This is a genomic window from Haloferax sp. DFSO52 (assembly GCF_048158745.1).
Classification (GTDB): Archaea; Halobacteriota; Halobacteria; order Halobacteriales; family Haloferacaceae; genus Haloferax.
The window spans coordinates 89,774-113,436 of sequence record NZ_JBLOPB010000002.1 but is presented as its reverse complement, the minus strand read 5'-3'; the positions used below and the strand labels follow the sequence as shown (position 1 = coordinate 113,436).

Annotated in this window: 31 protein-coding genes; 14 read left to right on the top strand and 17 right to left on the bottom strand. The window is 61.2% G+C overall.

Going from position 1 to position 23,663, the window contains the following annotated elements; all coding sequences use genetic code 11:
* The first annotated feature begins 52 nt into the window (after positions 1-52).
* Positions 53-1,180, top strand: coding sequence for a PfkB family carbohydrate kinase (locus ACK3SC_RS10250; protein ID WP_416840080.1), 1,128 nt, complete (start codon positions 53-55; stop codon positions 1,178-1,180).
* Positions 1,181-1,342: 162 nt separating this feature from the next.
* Here the strand turns inward: ACK3SC_RS10250 and ACK3SC_RS10245 are convergent, their stop codons facing one another.
* Positions 1,343-2,035, bottom strand: a complete 693-nt coding sequence (locus ACK3SC_RS10245) for a helix-turn-helix domain-containing protein (RefSeq protein WP_416840079.1) — start codon at positions 2,033-2,035, stop codon at positions 1,343-1,345.
* A gap of 246 nt (positions 2,036-2,281) precedes the next feature.
* Positions 2,282-3,190: a hypothetical protein gene (locus ACK3SC_RS10240; protein ID WP_416840078.1), complete on the bottom strand. Its 909-nt coding sequence runs from the start codon at positions 3,188-3,190 to the stop codon at positions 2,282-2,284.
* A gap of 54 nt (positions 3,191-3,244) precedes the next feature.
* On the opposite strand from ACK3SC_RS10240, the gene ACK3SC_RS10235 reads away from it, so the two are divergent.
* The 4 genes from ACK3SC_RS10235 to ACK3SC_RS10220 all read left to right on the top strand — a co-directional run bounded on the left by ACK3SC_RS10235 (position 3,245) and on the right by ACK3SC_RS10220 (position 6,190).
* Positions 3,245-3,934 carry a lipoate--protein ligase family protein gene (locus tag ACK3SC_RS10235; RefSeq protein WP_416840077.1) on the top strand — a complete coding sequence of 230 codons (690 nt, stop codon included), beginning with the start codon at positions 3,245-3,247 and terminating at the stop codon, positions 3,932-3,934.
* 104 nt (positions 3,935-4,038) lie between these two features.
* Positions 4,039-5,328: a dihydroorotase gene (locus ACK3SC_RS10230; protein ID WP_416840076.1), complete on the top strand. Its 1,290-nt coding sequence runs from the start codon at positions 4,039-4,041 to the stop codon at positions 5,326-5,328.
* 113 nt (positions 5,329-5,441) lie between these two features.
* On the top strand, positions 5,442-5,891 hold the full coding sequence (locus tag ACK3SC_RS10225) for a hypothetical protein (RefSeq protein ID WP_416840075.1): 450 nt from the start codon (positions 5,442-5,444) through the stop codon (positions 5,889-5,891).
* 20 nt (positions 5,892-5,911) lie between these two features.
* Entirely contained in the window at positions 5,912-6,190 is a 279-nt protein-coding gene (locus ACK3SC_RS10220) for a hypothetical protein (RefSeq protein ID WP_416840074.1), read from the top strand.
* A gap of 45 nt (positions 6,191-6,235) precedes the next feature.
* Here ACK3SC_RS10220 and ACK3SC_RS10215 read toward each other — a convergent pair whose 3' ends face one another.
* Both ACK3SC_RS10215 and ACK3SC_RS10210 read right to left on the bottom strand, forming a co-directional pair.
* Entirely contained in the window at positions 6,236-6,406 is a 171-nt protein-coding gene (locus ACK3SC_RS10215) for a hypothetical protein (protein WP_416840073.1), read from the bottom strand.
* 36 nt (positions 6,407-6,442) lie between these two features.
* Positions 6,443-6,700, bottom strand: a complete 258-nt coding sequence (locus ACK3SC_RS10210; protein WP_416840072.1) for a hypothetical protein — start codon at positions 6,698-6,700, stop codon at positions 6,443-6,445.
* 100 nt (positions 6,701-6,800) lie between these two features.
* On the opposite strand from ACK3SC_RS10210, the gene ACK3SC_RS10205 reads away from it, so the two are divergent.
* A complete protein-coding gene (locus tag ACK3SC_RS10205) occupies positions 6,801-7,322 on the top strand; it encodes a hypothetical protein (protein WP_416840071.1) in 522 nt (173 codons plus the stop codon).
* On the opposite strand, the gene ACK3SC_RS10200 is transcribed toward ACK3SC_RS10205, so the two are convergent.
* The gene (locus ACK3SC_RS10200) at positions 7,319-8,191 is read right to left on the bottom strand and encodes a DUF5806 family protein (protein WP_416840070.1); all 873 of its coding nucleotides are present in this window, start codon (positions 8,189-8,191) and stop codon (positions 7,319-7,321) included. The two genes, ACK3SC_RS10205 and ACK3SC_RS10200, sit on opposite strands and share 4 nt — an antisense overlap.
* A 121-nt stretch (positions 8,192-8,312) precedes the next feature.
* Here ACK3SC_RS10200 and ACK3SC_RS10195 point away from each other — a divergent pair, with 121 nt between their 5' ends.
* Together ACK3SC_RS10195 and ACK3SC_RS10190 are read left to right on the top strand one after the other, a co-directional pair.
* Positions 8,313-8,681 (top strand): universal stress protein, encoded by a 369-nt coding sequence (locus tag ACK3SC_RS10195; protein ID WP_416840069.1) that lies wholly within the window; start codon positions 8,313-8,315, stop codon positions 8,679-8,681.
* Positions 8,678-9,220, top strand: a complete 543-nt coding sequence (locus tag ACK3SC_RS10190; RefSeq protein WP_416840068.1) for a GNAT family N-acetyltransferase — start codon at positions 8,678-8,680, stop codon at positions 9,218-9,220. The genes ACK3SC_RS10195 and ACK3SC_RS10190 overlap by 4 nt, the downstream gene beginning before the upstream one ends.
* 29 nt (positions 9,221-9,249) lie before the next feature.
* On the opposite strand, the gene ACK3SC_RS10185 is transcribed toward ACK3SC_RS10190, so the two are convergent.
* Positions 9,250-9,705, bottom strand: coding sequence for a universal stress protein (locus tag ACK3SC_RS10185; RefSeq protein WP_416840067.1), 456 nt, complete (start codon positions 9,703-9,705; stop codon positions 9,250-9,252).
* A 101-nt stretch (positions 9,706-9,806) separates the two neighbouring features.
* Between ACK3SC_RS10185 and ACK3SC_RS10180 the strand changes: the two genes are divergently transcribed.
* Both ACK3SC_RS10180 and ACK3SC_RS10175 read left to right on the top strand, forming a co-directional pair.
* Positions 9,807-10,259 (top strand): universal stress protein, encoded by a 453-nt coding sequence (locus ACK3SC_RS10180; RefSeq protein WP_416840066.1) that lies wholly within the window; start codon positions 9,807-9,809, stop codon positions 10,257-10,259.
* 94 nt (positions 10,260-10,353) lie between these two features.
* Positions 10,354-11,568 (top strand): DHH family phosphoesterase, encoded by a 1,215-nt coding sequence (locus ACK3SC_RS10175; protein WP_416840065.1) that lies wholly within the window; start codon positions 10,354-10,356, stop codon positions 11,566-11,568.
* Positions 11,569-11,622: 54 nt separating this feature from the next.
* On the opposite strand, the gene ACK3SC_RS10170 is transcribed toward ACK3SC_RS10175, so the two are convergent.
* Positions 11,623-12,048 (bottom strand): DUF5807 family protein, encoded by a 426-nt coding sequence (locus ACK3SC_RS10170; RefSeq protein ID WP_416840064.1) that lies wholly within the window; start codon positions 12,046-12,048, stop codon positions 11,623-11,625.
* A gap of 170 nt (positions 12,049-12,218) precedes the next feature.
* On the opposite strand from ACK3SC_RS10170, the gene ACK3SC_RS10165 reads away from it, so the two are divergent.
* The gene (locus tag ACK3SC_RS10165; protein ID WP_416840063.1) at positions 12,219-12,890 is read left to right on the top strand and encodes a phosphoglycolate phosphatase; all 672 of its coding nucleotides are present in this window, start codon (positions 12,219-12,221) and stop codon (positions 12,888-12,890) included.
* Here ACK3SC_RS10165 and ACK3SC_RS10160 read toward each other — a convergent pair.
* From ACK3SC_RS10160 to ACK3SC_RS10125, 8 genes are all read right to left on the bottom strand, one after another.
* Positions 12,824-13,150, bottom strand: a complete 327-nt coding sequence (locus ACK3SC_RS10160; protein WP_416840062.1) for a hypothetical protein — start codon at positions 13,148-13,150, stop codon at positions 12,824-12,826. The two genes, ACK3SC_RS10165 and ACK3SC_RS10160, sit on opposite strands and share 67 nt — an antisense overlap.
* Positions 13,151-13,969, bottom strand: a complete 819-nt coding sequence (gene phnE, locus ACK3SC_RS10155) for a phosphonate ABC transporter, permease protein PhnE (protein WP_416840061.1) — start codon at positions 13,967-13,969, stop codon at positions 13,151-13,153.
* A complete protein-coding gene (phnE, locus tag ACK3SC_RS10150) occupies positions 13,970-14,782 on the bottom strand; it encodes a phosphonate ABC transporter, permease protein PhnE (RefSeq protein WP_416840060.1) in 813 nt (270 codons plus the stop codon).
* Between the two features lie 3 nt (positions 14,783-14,785).
* Positions 14,786-15,586 carry a phosphonate ABC transporter ATP-binding protein gene (gene phnC, locus ACK3SC_RS10145; RefSeq protein WP_416840059.1) on the bottom strand — a complete coding sequence of 267 codons (801 nt, stop codon included), beginning with the start codon at positions 15,584-15,586 and terminating at the stop codon, positions 14,786-14,788.
* Positions 15,587-15,625: 39 nt separating this feature from the next.
* On the bottom strand, positions 15,626-16,723 hold the full coding sequence (phnD, locus tag ACK3SC_RS10140) for a phosphate/phosphite/phosphonate ABC transporter substrate-binding protein (protein WP_416841211.1): 1,098 nt from the start codon (positions 16,721-16,723) through the stop codon (positions 15,626-15,628).
* A 169-nt stretch (positions 16,724-16,892) separates the two neighbouring features.
* Positions 16,893-18,140, bottom strand: coding sequence for an MgtC/SapB family protein (locus ACK3SC_RS10135; RefSeq protein ID WP_416841210.1), 1,248 nt, complete (start codon positions 18,138-18,140; stop codon positions 16,893-16,895).
* A gap of 425 nt (positions 18,141-18,565) precedes the next feature.
* Positions 18,566-19,003 (bottom strand): hypothetical protein, encoded by a 438-nt coding sequence (locus ACK3SC_RS10130; RefSeq protein WP_416841209.1) that lies wholly within the window; start codon positions 19,001-19,003, stop codon positions 18,566-18,568.
* A gap of 22 nt (positions 19,004-19,025) precedes the next feature.
* A complete protein-coding gene (locus ACK3SC_RS10125; protein WP_416840058.1) occupies positions 19,026-19,427 on the bottom strand; it encodes a 30S ribosomal protein S6e in 402 nt (133 codons plus the stop codon).
* A gap of 153 nt (positions 19,428-19,580) precedes the next feature.
* Here ACK3SC_RS10125 and ACK3SC_RS10120 point away from each other — a divergent pair, with 153 nt between their 5' ends.
* The gene (locus ACK3SC_RS10120; RefSeq protein WP_416840057.1) at positions 19,581-19,835 is read left to right on the top strand and encodes a rubrerythrin-like domain-containing protein; all 255 of its coding nucleotides are present in this window, start codon (positions 19,581-19,583) and stop codon (positions 19,833-19,835) included.
* 15 nt (positions 19,836-19,850) lie between these two features.
* On the opposite strand, the gene ACK3SC_RS10115 is transcribed toward ACK3SC_RS10120, so the two are convergent.
* Both ACK3SC_RS10115 and ACK3SC_RS10110 read right to left on the bottom strand, forming a co-directional pair.
* On the bottom strand, positions 19,851-20,360 hold the full coding sequence (locus tag ACK3SC_RS10115; RefSeq protein ID WP_416840056.1) for a hypothetical protein: 510 nt from the start codon (positions 20,358-20,360) through the stop codon (positions 19,851-19,853).
* 254 nt (positions 20,361-20,614) lie between these two features.
* Positions 20,615-21,715: an aminopeptidase gene (locus ACK3SC_RS10110; RefSeq protein WP_416840055.1), complete on the bottom strand. Its 1,101-nt coding sequence runs from the start codon at positions 21,713-21,715 to the stop codon at positions 20,615-20,617.
* A gap of 103 nt (positions 21,716-21,818) precedes the next feature.
* On the opposite strand from ACK3SC_RS10110, the gene gnd reads away from it, so the two are divergent.
* Positions 21,819-22,718: a phosphogluconate dehydrogenase (NAD(+)-dependent, decarboxylating) gene (gnd, locus tag ACK3SC_RS10105; protein WP_416840054.1), complete on the top strand. Its 900-nt coding sequence runs from the start codon at positions 21,819-21,821 to the stop codon at positions 22,716-22,718.
* Between the two features lie 208 nt (positions 22,719-22,926).
* Positions 22,927-23,511: a 2Fe-2S iron-sulfur cluster-binding protein gene (locus ACK3SC_RS10100; protein ID WP_416840053.1), complete on the top strand. Its 585-nt coding sequence runs from the start codon at positions 22,927-22,929 to the stop codon at positions 23,509-23,511.
* Positions 23,512-23,663 lie beyond the last annotated feature (152 nt).

Here is a 23,663-nt window from a genome sequence, read left to right as displayed (position 1 = left end):
AACATTGCTGGTAGTGTAAAAGCCTAATTCGAGCCATTTCGAACTCCGTGGTATGGACCGACCAGACGAAGCGACCACAGAGGCGGTCGAATCCTGTCGTGATGCCCTGCCGCAGACTGCTGGCGGCGGACGCGTCGTGTTTGGTTTCGACGGGTACATCGACCGAGTTCGTGAGTTCGTCTCGGAACGACAATCTGCAGATGAGTACGAGCGAGTCTCGACACTCGCAGAATTTTCGGAGCGCGTGCACGCGTCTGTGGAAGCCGAGAGTTCGCTCTCGTTCGAGTGGATACAAGAGGGCGTCCGCACCGGTGGACACGTGAGTCACCTCGCCCGGGCGTTCGGTGAGATGGGCTTCGACCCCGCGCTCGTCGGCTGTCTCGGCGACCCACCTGAAGACCCGTTCGTCGACGAGTTCGGTGATTTCCCGATGGAGACGCTCGGGTCGCCAGGATACACCGACGCCGTCGAGTTCAGCGATGGGAAACTGATGCTCACCGAGATCGGTGTGCAGATTCGACTCGACTGGGAAACGATCGACTCGCAGGTCGGAGTCGACCGACTGGCGGAACTCGTCGATGGGACCGAACTGTTCGGGATGGGATACTGGTCGGAGATGCCAGAACTCCCGGACGTGGCGCGTGGCATCCGCGAAGAACTCTGGCCGACGCTCTCGGACCCGCCCGAGACGCTCCTCTTGGACCCGGGTGACCTCCGAAAGCGTGAGCCGGACATCGTCGCCGACGGAATCGCACAGGTGTCGGCACTCGACGACGTGGTCGACGTGGTCGTCTCGGCGAATCGATACGAGACGCGGTATCTCGCACAACTCGCCGGCAGGGACGAAGCGACGTTCGAACAGGAATCACGCACGGCGTTCGACCACCTCGACGTGACTCGATTCGTCGGCCACGGTATCGACGCGGCATATCTCGTCGACGACGACGGAGTCGAACACGTCGGTGTTCCCCGGACAGCCAACCCCGTCCTCACGACGAGTTCTGGCGACCACTTCAACGCTGGGCTCGCACTCGCACACGTTCTCGGCCTCGGACGGGCCGAATCACTCGTCGTCGGCAACGCAGTCGCCGGCTATTTCGTCCGCAACGGAACGCCACCGACGTACCAGAACGTCCGCGAGTTCGTCGAACAGTATCTCGACTACTTCGACGCGGCGTAAGTCCGACTTCGCCGCCGGGTATCGCTGAGAATGTGGTGTCAAACGTGCCACAGGCAGTCGGTTGCGCGAATACACCTTGTTTTGGTAAGGTTCAATCGTATTTGACGGATGTGAGATTCGAAACCGCGCCGTACTTCATCACGGCCGAGGCACCACATACCGTCACTTCTCTCTGCGTGATGAGTCACCTCCGATGTCGTCGATGGACGACCTGACGAGGGTGTTGAGTGCACGGCGGAGTCGTTGTGACATCGCCTGTTCAGTGATGTCGATCTCCGATGCAATCTCGGTAAGTGAACTCTCTTTGGGCGTCTCGAAGTAGCCCCGGCTGTAGGCGAGTTCGAGTGCAGTCAGTTGTTTGTCCGAGAGGCCATCGTTACGGAGTCGTCGCTCGTCGAGACGTGAACGCTCGACTCGGCGAATGGTGATATCGATATCCCTGTCGAGACACGCGTTGTGGAACTCCGAAGCGTGTGTGTTCGTCGGGAAGAACACCGAAATGACCCATCCGTCACTCGTGCCTTCCATCCTCCGGATGATCCCGTCAGACCGTCGAATTACCGAGATGAGACCGTCGGTTTCGGTCGTCCACTCACAGCGATAGAGCCGTTTGCTCCCGCCACTCTCGACGAGTTCGAACTGTTCGACACACTCGTGTGAGTCGAGGACGTCGTCGATAGCGTCGAGGTCTGACCCGAGTGCCGTAAAGTACGGAATCGGTGTCTCCGAGACGTGTAAACCCGAAACGAACGCTATTTTACGGTCAGAGTCCGCTAACGCAGCCCCGAGAGACGACCCTTCGATTGGGCACCCGAGTTCCACCTCGTATCCTGTCACTGAAGCCTCGGCACCCATCGTCCCACCGAAGTGTATTGTCTAATCCCCACAATTCCCGTCTGGGGAGACGTTCTAGTTCTCACGAGCGCAGGCCTGTAAGGACAAAACCGACATATCGCTTGCGGGGCGGTATGCTTTCGATATCAAGTTGTTTAAGACCACCCCAATCGCCCAGTTTATATCGAATACATACCATAATTCAGATACGCCACACACCGCACACAGAACCGAACAGGTACGGCTTCGAATGTTTGCTGCGAGCGGTCACCCGAGTCGAATCGGGTCGTCGCTCGGTCGAATCGTCACCACGACGTCGTCTCCGACGGAGAAGTCGTGGCCGGGAGCGACGATTTTCGTCCCGAACGTCCCGCGCGAGGCGAAAAGCGACAGACCCGTCACCCGTTCCCCGTTTGCGACGACGTCGAAGTTCGCCCACGGAACGTCGCGTCCCGACGAGTGCCCGACAGTGGCACCCAGCAGTGAGAGTGACTGGCCGTCAGTGACGGGAGAGAGCGTCCCACCGTATTCGTAATGGGCGAGGCCACCGTCCAAGACAGCGCCTTCAGTGCTGCCGAGACCGACGAACGTCTCCGGGTCAACATCTTCACCGCGTGTCGGTCGGTCGAGAACTGCGTAGGTGTCGCCGACTTCGACGACGGTTCCCTCGCCATCCCAGTCGAGTGGCGAGACGGGAACGTCCACAGAGAGGGGGAGCGACCCTCGGGCGCGGTGGTGATTGGCCGTCTCGGGACGAAACCCGAGATGGATGTGGTTCGTGACCCACGGTGCGAAAAAGCCCGACCGGACGAGTCGGCCCATCGGGTCGCCAACTTCGACGAGTTCGCCCGCCGAAACGTCGGGTTCGACGTGAAGCAGTCTGGCGACGAGTCCGCTTCGAGGGTCGTCGTCCGCACTGCCGGTCCACTGCAACCCGGTCGCTTCGACATCGACATCCACGAGAATGAGGTACTCTTCGTCGTGGGCGTACGGTTTGTCGGGCGCACGGAGCGTCCGCGTCTCGCGGACGACACCTGCGACAGGTGACCGCGCGATCGCGTCGTCGGCGTCGACGTAGAGGTCGATTGCACAGCCACTGTCGTGAGCGGGGTACGGCGAGTTGTAGAGCGAAAATCGCTCGAAGCGGGTGAGAACCGACCGCGGAAGACCCAGCATGCTCGCTGGGACGGGACGGATGTTCTTAGGTACGTCGGGGTGTTTCTGCCAGGTATGCGTGTCATCCGCGGCCGGGCAGGAGACAACGTGACCGACCGGAAGGTCACGGCATCGATGCTCCGAGAGACAGGTGAGACGGGTGAACCCGCCTTCCGAGCGTGGACGCCGCACCGACAGATTGCGTTCGGTCGGCGCGACACGCGCGCACCGCACTACGACGAAGCAGTCGCTGCGGCCGAGTCACGAGGATTCCCTGCACTCGAACGCTCCGTCGGTGGCCGCGCCGTCGCCTACACCGGAACCACTGTCGCGTTCGCCCACGCAGTCCCAATCGACGACGCTCGTTCCGGTCTCGACGAGCGATACGAGGCGGCGACGACGGCAGTCGTCCGCGCGCTTCGAACCCTCGGTGTCCCTGCGCGACGGGGCGAACCATCCAACTCGTTTTGCCCCGGAGACCACTCGATTCAAGCCGGCGGGAAACTCTGTGGAATCGCCCAACGTGTGCAACAATCGTCGGCGCTCGTCTCGGGCGTCGTCGTCGTCACCGACCGCGACGAAATCGCAGACGTTCTGGTCCCCATCTACGACGCAATCGACGTCCCGTTCGACCCCGACTCGGTCGGGAGCATCGACACCGCCGGTGGCCCGGGTGACTCGGACGCTGTCTGCGAGGTGCTCGAATCAGTCTTCGTTGGCGACGCGACGACTCGAATCGACGACGCGGGCGACGTCCACGTGTGAATGATGCGTGAATGAAGTGTGAATGATGCGTGAGTGAAGTGTGAGTGTGCGGACGTATCACCCGAACCGCCGCACTTAGGGCCCGGCGCGTGGCACCCTCATCTATGCGAATTGCGAACGCGACGCTGGCCGACGGGCGCGTGGTCGACGTCCGCGTCGAAGACGGACGCATCGACGCCGTCGGTGACCTCGACTCGGTCGCCGACGAATCGACCATCGACGCCGACGAAAAGCTCCTTCTGCCGGGTGCAATCGACGTTCACGTCCACTTCCGCGAACCGGGATTCGAACACAAAGAGACGTGGGAAACCGGGTCGCAGAGTGCGGCGGCAGGCGGTGTGACGACTGTCGCAGACCAGCCGAACACCGACCCCACGACGACGAGTGGTGAGGGGTTCGACGCGAAAGCCGACCGGGCAGTTACCTCGTGTATAGATTACGGTATCAACGGCGGCGTGACGCCGGACTGGGACTCCGAGAGCCTGTTCGACCGTCCGCTGTTCGCTCTCGGTGAGGTGTTCCTCGCCGACTCGACAGGGGATATGGGCATCGACGCCGACCTGTTCGCTACCGCCGCCGAACGCGCCGGTGAAACAGGTGTGCCCGTGACCGTCCACGCCGAAGACGCCGACCTGTTCGACGAGTCGGCCATCGAGGGTGACCTCGGCGGCATCGGTCGCGACGCCCACGCTGACGCGTGGAGCGCCTACCGTCGTGCTGAGGCCGAAGCGGCGGCCGTCGAACGCGCCGTTCGCGTCGGTGGTGAGACGGGCGCACAGATACACATCGCTCACACCAGCACGCCCGAAGGCGTGGACGCCGCCCGCGACGGCGGTGCAACGTGCGAAGTGACGCCGCACCACCTGTTCCTCTCGCGCGACGACCTCTCGGACCTCGGAACCTACGGGCGGATGAACCCGCCGCTCCGCTCCGAAGAACGCCGCGAAGCCATGTTCGAGCGCCTCGCAGACGGCCGAATCGACGTGGTTGCGACCGACCACGCACCGCACACCACCGAAGAGAAAGACCAGTCATTGCTCGACGCCCCGAGTGGCGTCCCCGGTGTCGAGACGATGGTTCCACTTCTCCTCGGTGCTGTCGTCGAAGGCGACCTGTCGCTCGAAACCGTCCGCGACGTGGTCGCGACGAACCCGGCAGACATCTTCGACCTGTCGCAGAAAGGCCGCATCGAAGAAGGTGCAGATGCCGACCTTGCCCTCTACGACCTCGACGCCCCCCGCGAGATTCGCGGTGATGACCTGCATTCGAAGTGTCGGTGGACGCCGTTCGAAGGGCACACAGGCGTCTTTCCCGAGTGGACGATGCTCCGCGGCGAGATGGTCTGGGACGGCGACGAGTTCGGTGACGTGGCTGGCGAGAACGTTCGGACGTAATCGGCGATGGGCTGAAACCACTCGTCGTGTCGAACATCACATCGCCACAGCAAGTCAGCGAACCTGTCACTGGCTGGGAGAATTTATGTGGGGCGGGTGAGATTCCTCAGTGGATGGCACTGGACCCGGCTCCCCTCCGATACCGGACGTATCTCTGGTTTCCCGTCTTTACAGTCGGGTCTATTCTCCTCGTGAGCCTCGCGTTTGCGACAGAAACCGGACCGAAGAATCTCGTCTTGCTCCACATTCTGTTGCTCTCCGGCCTCTACGTATCGGCCTTCCTCGGCTACAACGGCTTGCTCGGAGATGCGTCTTCGCTCGTGGAGGCAGACGCTGACTGGCAGCCGTCGTGGCGGCGGTACGTCACCGCAAGTGTCGTCGTCGCCAGCGTGGTGGCAGTTCTGGCGCTCTTCCCTCCGGTACCAGTCTCCAAGACGTACGCATTCGGGGCAGTTGGAATCGTCGGCGTGGGGGTCGTCTCTCTCGCGTTGGCGAGCGGTCCCGTCTGTCTGGCCTATCTGTACAATCGGCGGCGACGAATCGGCCTCAACTATCTGAAGTAAGAGACACCGAACGCATAGCAATGGATACCGGACACGTCTTCATGGCTGGAATCGGACTCGCGTTCTTCGTCGTCGGTGCGGCGCAGTGGTACGCCCCGGAACGTCACCGACTGTCGTGGCTCGTGTCTACCATGGACGACCCAGAGGGTGGCGAGAAAGCACAAAAAGGGATGAACTCGGTCGTTCGGGCGTTGGTCGTCGCCGGGATGTACGTCGCCGGGTTCTTTCTCACGCTCGCGTGGTCGACCGTCTTCGAACGACTCTACACGGTTTTCGTCACGTTGCTGGCGCTCAGGTAGTAGTACACCGAGTTCTAGATTCCCGACGAGAGGAAATTCATCCGGTTACGCCCTCTGCTGAGAGCGTTCGACGACGACCTGAACGCCTTTCCAACCGAGACCAGCGAGCACCGCGAGCGGTGCCGTCGGAACGACGACGAAGAACACCGTCAAGAGAAACTCCGACGCACCACCGAGTACGGCCGACATCCCGATACTCGACAGAAAGACGGCCACTGCGACCACCGGGACGACCAGCGCATACGCGAACAATCAGCGCTGTTTTCGGGTGAACTCGATGCCGTATCCCGGTCCAGGCGGGATGAGGAGACCGGTCACGAAGATGGCGTAGCCCGCCACTCCAAAGAGGAGGAGGAAGAACCCAGCGAGGCCATGCGCGAACCCGTCGCTCCCGGTTGGCGGCGGTTCGAGCGTGCCGAACAACTGCCACGTCGACACGAGAACCACGAGTCCAAGCGCCGCAACTGGGAGTTGAAGTGACCCGAGTATCGCACGGAGGGACCAGCGCATGTGCCCATCCGTCGAAGCGTAAAGACATAGATTTTCCGTCATGAATAGGAGTCGACAAGCGAACCCTTTTCCCGTCAGACACACCGAGACACCCACACACATGACCGACGAGCAGACGCCGCCACGAAGTCGTGGTCCGAACGCGGGGGAACCGCATCCACTCGAAGGAATACTCTCGTTCTGGGAGACAGTCGTCGAGGACGCCGAGAACACCGCCGAAGAGTACGAGTCGGAAGGGTGGGAGACGCTCGTCCTCCATCCGGGCGACGTGACGGTGCTGCCACCGGCGAACCTCCCGGATGCCACCGACCGTGTTGGATTCGACATCCTCGTGCCGGGTGACGAGTTCGAGACGCTCTCCGAGTGGGTCGAAGCCGGCACGTTCGACAGATACGACGTGTACCGTGCCCGTGAAGGAGGGACCGTCTTCGCAGTCTCAGTCGTCCAGGCCGCAGCAGAAGAACAGGCCGTCGTGGTGCCGCTCTACTACGCGATCGACCGCGTCGACGTGATGGCGAAAAAAGCCCGAGAACAGAGCGAGTTGCGGTTGTACGTCCGACCCCTCGATGCCGAGCGACGCGTCGAACTCGTGCAGGCCGACCCGGACCCACTGTTCGTCTAATCGTCGTTCGAGAGTTCTTCGTTTCGCAGTTCCGTACTCGCTTCGCGAACTTCGCGCATGACACTGGAGATGCGTTCTTCCGCTTCGAGTTCCTCTTCGACCGAGAGGTCCACACCCTCGACTTCGAGGAGGAACTTCGCAATCTCGGTGACTTCGTACATCATCTCGTCGAGTTCCTCGGCAGTGAAGAACCCGGACATCGCGCCGTAGAGGAACGTCGCGCCCGACTTGCGAACCTTGTCACGGAACGCAGAGCGGGCCTGATTGACTGCTTGCGGTGAGTACGTGTCGGTCATGAAGGGGACGAGTTCCGGGAGGTTCTCGCCTATCTTGGTCATCTCGACACCCGTCTCCGTACGGAAGTCGGCACACAGTCGCGCGATAGCCCACTCGCGGGCAGTCACGTAGGTTCGGTCGCGGAGGAAGTCGTTGACGCGGTCGTACTGCGCGCCGTCGACCTTCTTGAAGCGCGCGTACTTCTGTACGTCCTCCGGGACGTCGGGTTCCGCGTCGGTTTCCGAGTCCACTTCGGCGTCTGCATCTGCTTCGGATTCTGAGTCCACTTCGGCGTCTGCGTCTGATTCGGATTCGACGCCTCTCTCAGCATCAGATGCTGCCGCAGTAGCCTCCTCCGTGGGACCGTCACGTTTGTTTTCTGCTGTGTCGACTCCAACGTCAGCCGCAGCATCGACACCCACATCTGCATCGGCCTCCGCCGACGCCGGTTCAGAACCGACCGAAACGCGGTCGATATCTTCGGCCGAGTCGTCCGCCACGTCGGAACCGTCTGCTTCGCCCACTCCCTCGACGCGTTCCGACTCACTCGCGTTCGGAGGAACCTCGTCGGACTCGTCGTACTCGTCTGTCATACCGCGGGGTACCGTGGCAGGGCCGAAAAGCGTTCCGCGACGAGGAGACGACGTGGGGTCGCGTGTGAATCCTCCCTGTACCGGGCAAGGGTTTTCTATCGCCCCCGCGAGAGTGGGAATCATGAAGGTACTGCTCGGAATCGGCGGGAGCGACGATTCCATCCGGGCGCTCGAAAAGACGGTCGAACGAACAGCAAACGCGGGGGACGACCTCACCATCGCAATCGTCGAGAACCCGTCTGTCGACCGGTCGCGAGACGATATCGAATCGAAAGTCACGGACGTGCTCGACGAACTCGGAATCGAGGCCGACGTCCGCCATCTGGAAGGAAACCCCGGAAGCCAACTCGTCGACCTCGCAGAGAACGAGGGGTTCGACCAGATCGTGCTCGGTGGTGGTGAGACGAGTCCGATGGGGAAGATTCAGATCGGGAGCATCGCGGAGTTCGTCCTCCTCAACTCCCACGTGACTGTGACCCTAGTACGATGAGTACCCGAACCTACGCAGACGCCGTTGCGGACCCCTACGAAGCGCCGCCACTGTCGTTCACCGACAAAGAAGAGCGGACCATCGAACTACGGGTCTACGACGGGTCTGACGACGCGTTCGAAGCACTGGTCGAGATGTACGATTCGTTCGACCCTGCAGACCGAGCACAGGGCATCCCACCGGGGCGGGAAGACCGCATTCGCGACTGGTTGGACAACATCCTCGGAGAAGACTGTCTGAACGTCGTCGCGTGGAACGGCGACGAGGTAGCCGGACACGCGACGCTCGTCCCCGACGGCGACGCGTACGAACTCGCCATCTTCGTCCACCAGACCTACCAGCGCTCGGGTATCGGGACGCGACTCATCAAGGCGTTGCTCGGACACGGACGTGCCTCCGGCGTCGAGAAAGTGTGGTTGACGGTCGAACGGTGGAACCGCGCCGCAGTCGGCCTCTACCAGACCGTCGGATTCGAGACCAGCGACGCCGAGAGTTTCGAACTGGAGATGACCATCCGCCTCGCCGAACCGGACGAGTAAGGGCCTCGTCAGGCCGACAGGCGGCGTCGTCAGGCCGACAACACGGGTTGACTCGCGTACAACAGGACGTACTCGGCGGCCTTCGCGAGCACTTCACCGGGGTCGCCGGAGACAGGTTCGCGCGGGACGACCACGAAGTCGGCGTCTATCTCTTCTGCGGTGTCGAGGACGACGCTTCCGGGGTGTCGAAGTTTGCTCGTCGGCGAGAAGCCGTAAGCGACAGACGTCGTGACGGGGACACCCGCCTCCTGGGCGATGTCGGTGACGGTGTCGGTCACGACTTTGCTGTCTTCGGCAACGGCCTCCTGGTCGACGACGCCCTGCTCTATGGCGCGGACGACGTCCTCACCCAAGACGTGTACAGCGTGGACTGCGGCGTCGTATTTGGCCGCGATTGCGACGGCGTATCTCACTGCACGCGTCGCTTCCTCGCTTTGGTCCACTGGCACGAGGACGAGGTCGATAGAGAGCGGGCGCGATGACATGTCCCCACCTCCGTTGGGGGACGACAAAAAAGTCACTCCACCGTCGGCGCATCTCACCGACCCGGACGGGTTTTATCACCTCACACGCTGAACCCGAGGATATGTTCGACACCATCGTCATCGCCACCGACGGTTCTGCGAGCGTCCGTCGGGCGATCCGCGTCGCTGTGGACCTGGCCGAGCGCTTCGACGCAGACGTTCACGCGCTGTACGTCGTGGACGCTGGCGACGTAGAGACTGCGCCGGAGCGACTTCGCGACGAGATGCGCGAGGCGCTCCACGAACGCAGCGAGGAGGCGCTAGCAGACGTGCAGTCGGAGACGACGCGAGACGTAACCGTCGCAGTGCGCGAGGGCCGCCCTGCGGCCGAGATTGCGAACTACGCCCGCGAAATCGACACCGACCTCGTCGCGATGGGCACGCGCGGCCGACACGGAGAGAATCGCTTCCTCATCGGGAGCGTCGCCGAACGCGTCGTCCGCACCTGCCCGGTTCCGGTGTTGACTGTCCGGCAACTCGAAAACGGGTCGGCCGACACACTCCTCGAGGGATAGCAGGCGAAACTACCAGACGAGACTGCAGTCGGGTACACAGACGCCGGGGAAGACAATCGGCAGGAGTTTTCCCCGTCGCGTCCGACCCGCTGGTATGGAAGACGAGCTTATCGACAGTTCTCGACTCTCGCTCCCCCGCAAATCCGTCCTCCCGGGAGCTGGATTTTTCTACCCCGACTCGTTCGACGAATCCCGCGCAGAAGAGCGCGCCAGAGAGAAACTCGAAGACGCATCGGTCGCCGTCGTCACTGACACCGACGCTGACGGACTCGGCTGTGTCGCGCTCATCCGTGAGATGTACGACGCCGCCCTCGACGTCGAAGCGTTCGAAGCGCGAATCGAAGAGCGACTCAGCGACGACGAGGACGAAGCGGAAGACGAAGCCGAAACGGAAGACGAAGAAGAACGACCCAAATCGCCAGTCGCGCTCATGGGGTCGAGCCCCTACTCGCTCGAAGACGACCTGTTACGCGTCGCCGAGTACGCCCCCGAAGGCATCGACGTGTACGTCTGTGACCTCTGTCCGGACAGATACGAGTACGTCGAAGACGAACTCGAAGCCCTCGCCGAAGTGGCTGGCCAGATTCGATGGTTCGACCACCACCAGTGGAAACCTGAGGTCGAATCGAAGGTCCGCGACGCGGGTGTCGACCTCGTCGTCGGCGAGTCTGACGAAGAGTGTTCGACCGACGTTGCGCTCCGCGAACTCGACTACGAGTTCGACGACCGCTTCGTCGAACTCGCCGCAGTCACGCGCGACCACGACCTGTGGTTGAACGAAGACGAGCGGAGTCAGGACCTCGCAGACTACGCCTACTGGACCTCGAAAGAGGAGTACGTCGCAATCGTCGGTGCCTACGGTGCGGACCTCCCACCAGTCGTCGAGGCGTACATCGCAGACCGCCGCGTCGAAAAGGAGAACCTCATCGAAGCGGCCGTCGACCGCGCAGACATGAAGACAGTCGGTGACTGGACTATCGGCATCACCTACGGCCGCTGTTCGCAAAACGAAGTCGCAGACGCCCTTCGCGAGAAAGGTGCCGACGCTGCAGTCATCGTTAAACCCGCAGGAAGCGCGAGCATTCGTGGGTCCGACGACTTCGAGCGCTGCCACGAAGTCGCTGGGCTCGTCAACGGTGGTGGCCACCCGAAGGCCGCCGGGTGCAAACCCGACATCTACGACGATATGCTCGACTACGCGCACCACTGGACGACGCAGGGAGCGACGACGAAGCGGGTCATCCTGAACGCGTTCGAACGCGTCGCGGAGATGCCCGAAGAAGACGAAGATATCGAGACGGAACGGTAAACTGCAGTGAGACAGGAGGCGACGAGCATCGTCGCCTTCCGTCGTTTTGTCGCGTTACTCGTCGACGACCCAGCGGTCGGAGTACGTCGTCCCGCAGGTACACTTCGCGTAGGCGTGGATGACGTCGCCCTCCTCGTAGATGCCGCCGACCTCTTCGTTTTGTGCCTCTGCGAACGAGAAGATGAACTTGGCTTCGTGGTTCTCGCCGGGTGCCGCGTCGGGACAGACACCACCGCTCAGGTCGCGGTCGATGTCGCCGTCGTTGCCCATGGCGTTCTTGGCGAACTGCATCGCGTCCATTCCGGTCCCTGCCGCGAACGCGCGGCGGCCATCGTCACCGGGGACGACGAGGATGTAGCCGTTTTCGACTTCTTTGCCCATGTTCGGGAGTTTGCCTTCGCTGTCGAGATACTCGTGCGTCAGAAACAGCGCCACGTCGTCGAGACGCTCGCCCGAGAGGTACTCCGTTACCTTGCTCATACCCCGTCTAGAGGAATCACGCCCTAAAAGCGGCGTGTATCTGCGGCGGGAAGGGTTGTGGTGGAATCCGACCGCCGGTACTCCACAGACAGGACAGTCAAATATGACCTCTTCGTGGGTCCACTCATGTCCACGATTCGCCACCACACGACCAGGCACACGAGGGCACCATGACGCCGCCACTCGCCCTCGACATCGATGGCACGCTCACTCGACCAGACGGTGGCATCGACCCCCGTGTCTTCGACCCACTCAAAACGTGGAACGCACCGGTCATCATCGCGACGGGGAAGTCGTTTCCCTACCCTGTCGCACTCTGTGAGTTCATCGGCATCCCAGAACGAGTCATCGCCGAGAACGGTGGCGTGGTTCTCGTCGACGACGAGGCAACGATAGTCGGTGACGACACAGCCGCCAAGCGAGTCACAGCCGCCCTCGACGCGGCAGGCTATGGAACCGGCAGGGGCGATATCGACACACACAACCGGTGGCGAGAGACCGAACTCTCGGTGAATCGGACAACCCCGCTCGACGAACTCAGCGACATCGCCGACGCACACGACCAGGTAGTCGTCGATACGGGCTACTCGTATCACGTGAAGTCACCCACAGTGAACAAAGGACTCGGACTCGAGACTGCATGCTCGATGCTGGATATCGACCCCGAATCGGTCGTCGCAATCGGCGACTCGGCGAACGACGTCGAACTGTTCGAGGTCGCCGGCCACGCTGCTGCCGTCGCGAACGCCGCTGACGAGGCACGGGAAGCCGCAGATTACGTGACCGACAGCCCACACGCAACCGGCGTTCTCGAAGTACTCGCGGACGTTCGACCTGCGTAATCTTCGGCTCCACACACGCCAGAAGTGCCAGACGGCGTGCGTTGACTCTCCTTACAACAACTCGCGAACGTCTCCGAGTGAGTCGAAGACGTAGTCCGGCGTGTACGGCAGCGTGTCGAGCTCGTGTCGAGAAGTTTCGAGACGAAGAGGACGCGCACCCCCGCGTCCCGAAGGGCGTCGATGCCTTCGGCCGCCCCGGGGAGCAGGTCGTTACTGCGGTAGACCGTGCCATCGAGGTCGAGGAGCGCGCTCTGGAACATTTAGCTCACTTTTCCGCGGAGGTACGCGGAGATACCCTCACTCACGAGGACGATTCCGAGAATCGCGATGAGGATGGTGAGCACAGCGTCCCACTTGAAGTAGTTAATATTCGTCTGCAGGGCGACACCGATACCGCCGGCACCGACGAACCCGATGATGGTCGACGCACGGACGTTGATGTCCCACCGGAAGGTGGCGACACTGATGAACGCCGGTTTGATCTGCGGAACGATGCCGTAGATGAACGTATCGAGCGTCGATGCACCAGTCGCGGATATCGCTTCGACTGGGCCGTGGTCGATTTCCTCGATTGCCTCACCGAGGAGTTTCGCGGTGAACCCGACAGAGCGGACGGCAATCGCCAACACGCCTGCGAGGGCACCCGGGCCGAACAGGACCACGAAGATGAGTGCCCAGATGATGACGTTGACAGAACGTGTGAACGAGACGATGAACTTCCCGAGGAAGTACGTCCACCGGTTGGGCGTGGTGTTACTCGCACTGAGGAACGCCACGGGAATCGCGAGGACGATTGCGAGCGCCGTCCCGAGAATCGAGATGTTGATAGTCTCGAGCAGGGGGCCCACGATCTCGCGGGTGTACATGACGTTCGGCGGGTACATCCGCGTCAAGAGGTCCATCACTTCACGTGGCGCAGATGCGACGTACGAGTAGTTGATGTCCATCTGTCGCCAGGAGATGGCGAGGACGACGAGCGTGCCCAAGATGAGCAGGTAGCGAATCAGTCGCTCACGCGAATCGAAGCGTTCCCACTCTGCGGTCCCACTCGACCGGGACAGGTCCGAGTTGTTCGACATCTATTGGACCCTCCGCCGGGCGTACGCACTCGCCGCTTCGCCGACCATGACGATGGCGACGATGACGAGGATGATCATCGAACTGTACTGGTAGTCGTACTTCTGGAAGGAGTTGAGAAGCGTAATCCCAATCCCACCTGCGCCGACGATGCCGACGACCGTACTGTGGCGGAGGTTGATGTCCAGACGGTAGATGGACAGGCCGATGATGCGCGGGATGACCTGCGGCAGCACACCGAAGAGGTACACCTGCATCCGGCTCCCACCGACTGCTTCGATGGCGTGCATCTGCCCGGTGTCGATATCTTCGATCTCCTCAGAGAGGAGTTTTGCGAAGAATCCGACCGTCTTGAACGCGAGCGCGAGGACGCCTGCAAGTGGGCCGAATCCCACTGCTTTCACCATGACGATGGCGACGATGAGTTCGTGGAACGACCGCGTGACGGCGATGATACTCCGGCCGGCAAGGTAGATTGGCCGGGGCGCGAGGTTGTTGGCCGCCATGAAGGCGACAGGTGCACTGATGATGATGCCGAGTGTCGTCGCGATGATCGACATGAGGATACTCTCGAGAATCCCCTGGATCATCAGGTCCAGTTGCATCGGCGTCACTGCCGGCGGCAGCATGTTCGAGACGAGGGTTATCCCCGCGCCGATACCGCGGACGAACCGCTCGGGAGAGACTCGAATGTCCCAGAAGCTGTAGAGGACGAACCCCGTAATCAGGACGTAGACGATGTACTTCGTCGTCCGGTTGTAGAACGCAGTTGGTCGCTCCCAACTGCCGTCCATCGAGCCGGATTGGGTCGCCATCGCTTACTCCCCCGTGCGTGCAGACTGGTTGGCTGCTGCCTTCGCGGCGTCGCGCTCTTCTCGTGTCTCGCCACCGCGGTAGATGACGTCCTTTGCCCGTTCGTCGAGTTCGTCTGCAGCACCCTCGAAGACGAGTTCACCGTCGGTCAGACCGACGACACGGTCGGCGTACTCGGTCGCGAGGTCGACTTCGTGGATGTTGATGAGGACCGGGATGTCGTCCTCACGCGCAATCTCGGTGAGGAGGTCCATCACTTCGACCGACGTCTCGGGGTCGAGCGCACTCGTCGGTTCGTCGACGAGGAGAATCTTTGGCCGCTGAATGACGGCGCGAGCGATACCGACACGCTGGCGCTGTCCACCCGACAGTTCGTCTGCACGGTTGTTTTCGACGCCTTCGAGACCGACGCGGCGAAGCACTTCGCGTGCGGTGGCGATGTCTTCGCTATCGAAGTTTCGGCGGAACGCATCCCATGTGCTCATGTAGCCGAGGCGCCCGGAGAGGACGTTCTCCATCACGGTCAGTCGTTCGACGAGGTTGAACTCCTGATGGATCATCCCCATGTCGCGGCGGGTTTCACGGAGTTCCTTGCTCGATAGCCCGGTCATCTCGGTGTCGTCGAGCCAAATCTCGCCCGACGTTGGTTCGGTGAGCCGATTGATACAGCGGATGAGCGTACTCTTACCGGCACCACTCGGGCCGATAATCGAGACGATTTCGTTGCCACTGACCTCCATCGAGATGCCCTTGAGGGCACGGTCACCGGAGTCGTATACTTTTTCTACGTCTTTGACATTCAGCATAAAATTTTGAGGTGCGTGAATTCGATTTGGCGGGACGACTTATTCGCCGAGGTTGCCCGTCTCGTACTCGACGCCGTTGTTCTCCTGAATCTGGAGAATGATGTCGTACGCGGTTGCGTAGTCGATCTCGGTGAACTTGCCACGGCCTTCGAACGTCTCTGCGATTTCCGTGTCGGAGTAGTCGTAGTCGAGGAACGCAGCGCGGACGCCTTCCTGAATCTCGGGCGTGAGGTTGTAGCGGTACGTGAAGCTCGTCGTCGGGAACGGGTTGGACGCCCAGACGACTTTGATCTTCGAGGGGTCGAGGTTGCCTGAGTTGGCGACACGTGTGACACACGTACTGCAGACAGGGGCAGCGTCGTAGTCGCCGTTGGCGACGCCGAGGATGCTCTGTTCGTGACCGCCGGAGTACGCAACTTCGTAATCCTCGCCGGGGACGACGCCCTGATTGGCGAAGAGTGCACGGGGTGCCTGGTTACCGGAGTTCGACGAAGGCTCGGAGTGCGCGACGCGCTTGCCCTCCAGGTCTCCGAGTGCGTTGATTTCGTCGTTATCTGCCTGCGTGGCCAGCCAGAGACGGTACCCGAAGTCGCCTTCTTCGGAGACCTGCAGTGAGAACGGAACGGCACCCGCGAGGTTGACTGCGAACGGGGTCGGACCCGTCGAGAACCCGGCGACGTGGAGTCGCTCGGAGCGCATCGCTTCGACCTGAGACGCGTAGGACTGGAGCGGGAAGTACTCGACTTCTTTCCCGGTTTCCTCCGCGATGTTGTCCATCAGCGGCTGCATCGTCGTTCGGTACGCCGCCGGGTCTTCGGTCGGCGTCATCGCGAACGCGAGTTTGTCGGGGTCGAGGAGTTCGCCCTCGTCAGACGGCGTCTCTTGCACCGGGTCGCCGTACCGGGGCTCGTCGCGCTCTTCCATGTTCTCGAGGTCCGAGAGCGAGCCGGTTTCGAAGCCCGTCTGGATGAGCGCCTGCATCGGTTGTGGGAACGTCGGGTTCGATGGGTCGAAGTCGTAAGACTGCTCGGAGGAACCGTCGCCACCCGAGTCGCCACCTTCGGACCCGGAGTCGCCGCCAGACGAATCGCTCGAACTCGAGTCACCCGTGATACACCCTGCAAGGCCAGCGGTCATCGCAACTGCACTGCTGGAGAGGACAGACCGTCGGCTGATGTTTCGTTTCTCCATTGCTGTACTGCCACAACACTGGACTGTCCTAATAAACGTTATGAACTAGTATATAGCCATATATATCGTTTGAAATACTAACACTGGAATATTAACGGAATTAACAGAAATATTGTTAGAATATATACAACAGGCCCCCGCTCACCACTCCGACCCCGATAAGCAGTGTACTCATCTTTGCCACCGGTTTAAGAAGTGACTGATTGATGCTCGCAGCCAGGACGATTTTGACGATGATGCTCGCGGTGGTTCCAGCGAGAACGCTGGCCGCGGCGACCTGTGCTGACACCTGACCAGCGAGATAGAGGGTCACGGCAGTCGTCGTCGTCGACCCGCTCGAAACGAGCCCACTCAGGAAACTCGTGGTAATCAACCCTGCCGCGCCGAAGAACTGCTGTGCACCTGCCGAGACGACGAGAATGAGGAGGAAGAGACCACCGAATTTGAGCGCGTTCGACAGGCTGAACGGAGAGTCGAAGTCGAGGTGCAGTTCGGTGTCCCAATCGGTGAGATGGACAGATAGTGCAATACCGACAACTGCAATCACACCGAGTGGGGTTCCGACTTCAGGGATAACGTCGGGGATGAACACACCCACGAGGAACAGATTTCGGACGGCCATCGCTGCATCAGCGAGCAAGACTGCTCCAACCGACAGCGAGAGGATATCCTTGTTTCGCTCGGCACGGTTTGCGAACTCTCCGATGACGGCAGTCGAGTTGACCAGTCCCCCGAAAAAGCCCGTGATAGCGATGCCTTTGCTCCCGTATCGTTGCATGATGACGTAGTTGACGAAGCCGAGACCACTGACGGCGACGACCAGTAACCAGACGAGCTGGGGTTGAATCGCGTTCCAGGGGCCGACAGGTTCGGACGGTAACAATGGATAGATGACGAACGCCAGAATCGCGAACTCTGCTGCACTTCTGACTTCTTCTTTCGACAGTCCCCACGCGAACTGGTGGAGTTCGCGCCGAAGTACCAAGAGGAACGACGAGATGATGACGAGGACCACGCCTTCGAGAACGTAGTCTGCGGCGACCATCACGCCAGCACTGTAGGCGACGAACAACGAGGCCGACGTCGTCAACGAGAGACTCCGGGGTTTTTCCTCGTCGAGGAGTCCATCGGCACCGAGCAAGACCGCCTGTATCAAAACGAGAACGCCACCTAACGCGAGAATGACGTCGTTTCCGACCGTCATCGAAATTGCACCGATGAGACTCATCAGTGCGAAGGTCCGAATACCGGCAGATTTGTGGGACCACTCCCGTTCGAGGCCGAGGAACATCCCTAACGCGGCGGCGATAAACAATCGCGTAATCTGGGGGCTAATCGGAAGCGTCGCAACGTCTACCTGCATCATCGACGACTCACCTCTTCTCGGCGTCGAGTCGGATACGACGAGGAGGGGTGGTCTCGTAGCGTCGTGTGAGTTTCAAAGACCATCGTCTTCTGTGTGCACTTTTCGGTACGACCACATAAGAATTCTCTATAGACTATATATGACACTGTTCGTCACTTTGTAAGACTCTCCACTGAGTGATTCAATTGACGACGCTGACGAAGGTGAAGGTAGAAACCAAGACCCAGACCCAGACCCAGACCCAGACCCAGACCCAGACCCAGACCCAGACCCAGACCCAGACCCAGACCCAGACCCAGACCCAGACCAAGAGTAGCACCACATTGTGGAGGAAGGACGAGTCGCACCGCTCTCTGAGTGGGTGGCGCAGTCACGCTCTCGTGTCCTGGTCGAAGAACGTGAGTGGGTCGGTACCGAGCGGATTACTCGTCGGTCAACCCGAACTTCTCTGCGATGCTCGACAGCGAGTCGTTCGGACGTTCCGTGATGCGGTAGACGGTTCGGACACCGGGAACACGGAGGCCGAACTGGTAGCCACCGTCGAGTTCGTCGAACTCCACCGCATCGTCTGCTCTGCGGTCGTTCTCGCGACACCACTCCACGAGTCGGTTCTCACCTTCGCCGGGAGTTCGCGCGAGACGTTTGTTGTCGTACGCGCCGCGAATCACGAGCCCTGACGCATCAGACGCGAGACGGGCGTGGTACGCAGTTCCGTCGAGATGGAGACGGATGAAATCGCCTTCGGTGGCGGGAACCTCGCTGGGGACGCGCAGACAGGGACGACGAGTGCCCCCGCTACGGGCGATGTGTGCTCGGTACGTCTGGACCGACGGATGGTCGGATGGGAGTTGCTCGGGCACGAACAGAGAGAAGCGAGAAGGGTTATTCGTCTGCTTCTTCGTCTTCGGCGTCTTCGGCGAGGGCGTCGGCGACGGAGCCACCTTCGACGACCTTCACGTTGATCTGGACGGTCTCCTCGGAGACCTGTCGACCGCGAACGGTGACGCGCTTGCGCTCGCCGTCACGGGACGGTGCGTAGCCGATGCCACCTTCGGTGAGGATTTCCTTGAGGTTCGAACCGGGTACTTCGGGGTGCATCGGACGGCCTGCCTTGTCGGATCCGCCCGTCAGTTCGAGCGTGAATCCCTCGAGACCGACGGCACTGCCGTCGACCTCGTCACCGAGGTCGCGGCCGAGGAATCGGTTTGCGTCCTGTCCTTCAACGTCGAACTGGTGGGTCTCGCCGGAGTCTGGGTCGGCGACGACGACCATGAATTCTGCCATGCGCGGATGAAAACGTTCGCCAATAAAAAGTACGTCGAAAGCGCGTCTCAAGACCATACCCGCTAAAATGGGGCAAAACGCTCGAAAACGGAGCTATCACCGGTTTCGGGGCCTATGTCAACAGTTAACTCCTCGCATAGCGTACAGATTCCCATGACTAGAGATATCGTCACTCGTGAGCCTGCAGACCTCGTCAGAGCGGAGACAAGAGCGTTGGTCGGGCCGCAACCAACCGACCTGGTCGAACGGCGGTCCGAAGCACTCGTCGAGCGGCCGACCACAGCACTCGTCGAACGCACGTGGTACGAGTGTATCTCGTGTGGCTATCGCTCTGGACACGGTGTCCATGAACAGGTCTGCCCACGCTGCGGTGGAATGTTAAAGAACATCGGCGTCGCACAGGAGTGAAACGCCAGCGAGGCTCTACGACTCCTCTTCTGCTTCTGCTTCCGCGTCTTCGATAGATTCCCAGAGGATACACCAGTCTTCTGGGTCGATGTAGCCTTCGACCTTCGCACAGGCACCGAAACCGTCGCCGTTTTTGTCCGGGATGTACTCCGCACAGTTCCCGCAATTGGTCCCTTCAACCGCGAGTCCAGCGTCGAAGGCGTCTTCTGCCTCTTGGAACTGAACAGATTCTTTCGAGACCAACAGCTCCGGGTCTCGCTGTTCGTTCGCTTGCGAGAGCGCCATTTGGTACACTTCGGGCACTGGTCCAAAGACGAACTCCTCTTCGGACACGCCTTCTGGGAGTTCCTCTTCGTGTTCTTCTTCTTCTTCCATCCCTTCCGTGGTCGTCGGTGCCGGTGTCGTCGTCGTTGACGTTTCCTGCCCACCACCGCCACCGCCGCCGAGACAGCCGGCAATGCTAATGACTGTTCCAGTTCCAGTTAGCTGGAGGAATCGCCGTCTCGTTCGACCAGATTGTGGCATGGGTGAACTAGCAAGCCAACGTACTTGGGTAAGCACAGGGTTACACCGGGTAATCTGGGATAGTTGTCTATTACTTTGGTATTTCATCGGAAACGGAGAATGCGTTCAAATCACCCCTCGAACCCCTCTTCCCACCGGAACGTGCCAGTTCCACTTTTTCCGGTCGTCACTCCGTTCCGACCGCAAAACCTGTCTTCGCGAGCAACGCGAACGAAGGCTCGTGAGACGCATCGCCTCTCACGGTGGAGGAAAAATTACTCCACGAACCCCTCTTCCCACCGGAACGTGCCGTTGCGCTGGACGACTTCGCCGTCGACTTCGATGAACGACTCTTCACTCATGTCGGTGATCATGTCCACGTGGACAGCGGACTGATTCCCGTCTTCTCCCGCTGGCAGACAGGCATCGTAGGCCCGGCCCAGAGCGAGGTGGACGGTATCGCCCATCTTCTCGTCGAAGAGAACGCTGTCGGTAAAGCGGTCGATACCACGGTTCATGCCGATACCGAGTTCTCCGAGGCGTCGCGCGCCGTCGTCGGTGTCGAGGATGCCTGCGAGGGCCTCTTCACCGGTACCAGCACTGAACTCCACGACTTCTCCCGCGTCGAACGTGAGGTGGACGTTCTCGACGCGCTGGCCGTCGAGCGTCATCGGCACGTCGAAGAACACCGTTCCGTCGACGGCGTCCTCGACGGGGGCAGTGAACACCTCTCCAGATGGGAGATTATGCGAGTCGTAAACGACAGACGCGCCTGAGTTGACCGCTGTTCGGCCCTCGATAGACATCGTGAGGTCGGTGTCTTCTTTGACGAGTCGGACCTCCGACCCCGCGTCGAGAATCTCTTTCATGTTCGCCATCTCGTCTGCGAGTTCCTCCCAGTCGCGGAGGATGGCATCGTAGACGAAGTCGGCGTACGCCTCGTACGACATGCCGGCTTGCTGGGCCATCGCGCGAGTCGGGTGAACCGTCGAGACCCAATCGGTGTCCATGCGTGCCTCACGAACCGCTTTCGTGGCGCGTCCGTACGCCTGTCGCGTCTCCGTTGGGATGTCGGCCGTCGCGGCCGTGTTTCGCGTCCCGCCGAGGAACAGAACTGAATCCGCGGCCTCGTAGAGCGCGAGTTCGTGTTCGGGGAGTTCGAACTCATCGTCGTGGGCACGGAGATATGCCCGCTGTACTTCTTCGGACGCGTACGTCGTCACGACGTTCGCACCGCGCGTACCGAGTGCGTCGGCGACTGCGACTGCGAGGTCGTGGGCACCCTCCCCGACCGAGACGACGACGTCGTCGCCCGCCTCGATTCGTGCGCTCCAGTCGACGAGCACCTCGGCGTGCTCGGAGATTCGTTCGTCCATACGCGACCCTTGGGTCGACCAGTAAAAACCTCGGCGTCTGGGGTCGGCTCCCACCACGCCCCAAACCACAACCACTACCTCCCCCCGCAGACGACTCCGTCGTATGCAATTAGGCGTCATCGGCCTCGGCCGGATGGGACGCATCGTAGTCGACCGAGTGCTCGATGCCGGGCACGAAGTCGTTGCCTTCGACCTCTCGGAAGAGGCCGTCGCAGCAGCGGCCGACGCGGGTGCCGAACCCGCAGGCAGCGTCGCAGACCTCACCGACCGACTCGGCGACGACAAGCGAATCTGGCTCATGGTTCCTGCGGGCGACGCGGTAGACGCGACGCTCGACGACCTCGACCCACACCTCGACGAGAACGACGTCGTCGTCGACGGCGGCAACTCGCACTTCGAGGCGTCGGTCCGTCGCGCCGAAGCGTGTTCTGCGGCGTATCTCGACTGCGGAACCTCCGGCGGTCCGGCAGGTGCCGAACTCGGCTTCTCGCTCATGATTGGCGGTCCACAGTGGGCCTACGACGAGATGACGCCGGTCTTCGACGCCGTCGCAACCAGCCCCGCCGGCCACGACCGGATGGGTGCGGTTGGGTCCGGCCACTACGTGAAGATGGTCCACAACGGCGTCGAGTACGCGCTGATGCAAGCCTACGGCGAAGGGTTCGAACTGCTCGCAGAGGGTCGCTACGACCTCGACCTCGAAGCAGTCGCTCGCACGTGGAACAACGGTGCTGTCATTCGTTCGTGGCTCCTCGAACTCTGTGAGGAAGCGTTCCGCGAGGAAGGAACCGACCTCGGCGACGTCGACGACCACATCTCCGGTGGGTCGACGGGGACGTGGACGGTACAGGAGGCGCTCGAACAGGAGGTTCCTGTCCCGCTCATCTACCAGTCGCTCGCAGAGCGCTTCGGGTCGCGCGCGGACGACCGGTTCTCGCGTCGACTCGCGAACCGTCTCCGCTACGGCTTCGGCCGTCACGAAGTCGCGCGAAAAGACGAGTAAGCGACGGACAGGTCGTTCGTGACACACAGGTAAGCGACGAACAGGTCGTTCGTGGCACACAGGCCCCCTCGGGAGAATCGACGCGGCGGGCATCACCCCGTAATATGTTGGGAAATCGGCGAACATGCCGTCTGCGTGGCAAATTCGCCCGTCGTCGGGCGGCGACATAATCACAATTTCCTTAACCCCTCCCTCCATATCCGCCCTCATGGCAGTCATCAGTCTGGTGGGTGTCGGGGCCGGTTTAGTCCTGGTACTCCTCACCGTCGCCCTGCACTTCTCGAAGGGCACCGGTTGGGAACCAACCGCCGACATCACGCAAGAGGTCCTCGAGCGCCGTGCGGCGACCGTCCCGGAGACCGACTTCCCCGAACCAATGAGCCGCTCCATCGGTGGTGGCGGGGTCGCTGGTGCAATCGCCGGTGGCGAACAGGGTGCCGAACTCGAAGGCGAGGAAGCGGCGGAAGAAGAACCGAGTCCCGCCGACATGCCCGAAGACGAAGTCGAGTACTTCGAAGTCGAGTTCGTCAAGCAAGGCGAGACCATCGAACTGGCGAGCAACGAGACCATCCTCGACCAGGGTGAAGACGCTGGGATGGACCTCCCGTACGCGTGCCGACAAGGGTCGTGTGTCTCCTGTTCGGCGAAGATTACAAACGGACCTGCCGAAGAGTACGTGACGCACTTCAAGCAGGAGACTCTCTCCGAGGGCGAGATGGACAACGGATACACGCTGACCTGTGTGGCCTACCCGAAGGCCGACTTCTCCATCGAGACCGGCGAAGCGCCGTAACGACTCGAACCCACCATTCGTTTTTCTCTCCTCACTGCCTGAGTCGAGACTCTCGACGGAGACTGTACTCGACAGATTTAGATACACTTCGATACACCTCGGTACAATTCGATAGACATCGACACACTCCGACACATATCGATACACCTCGG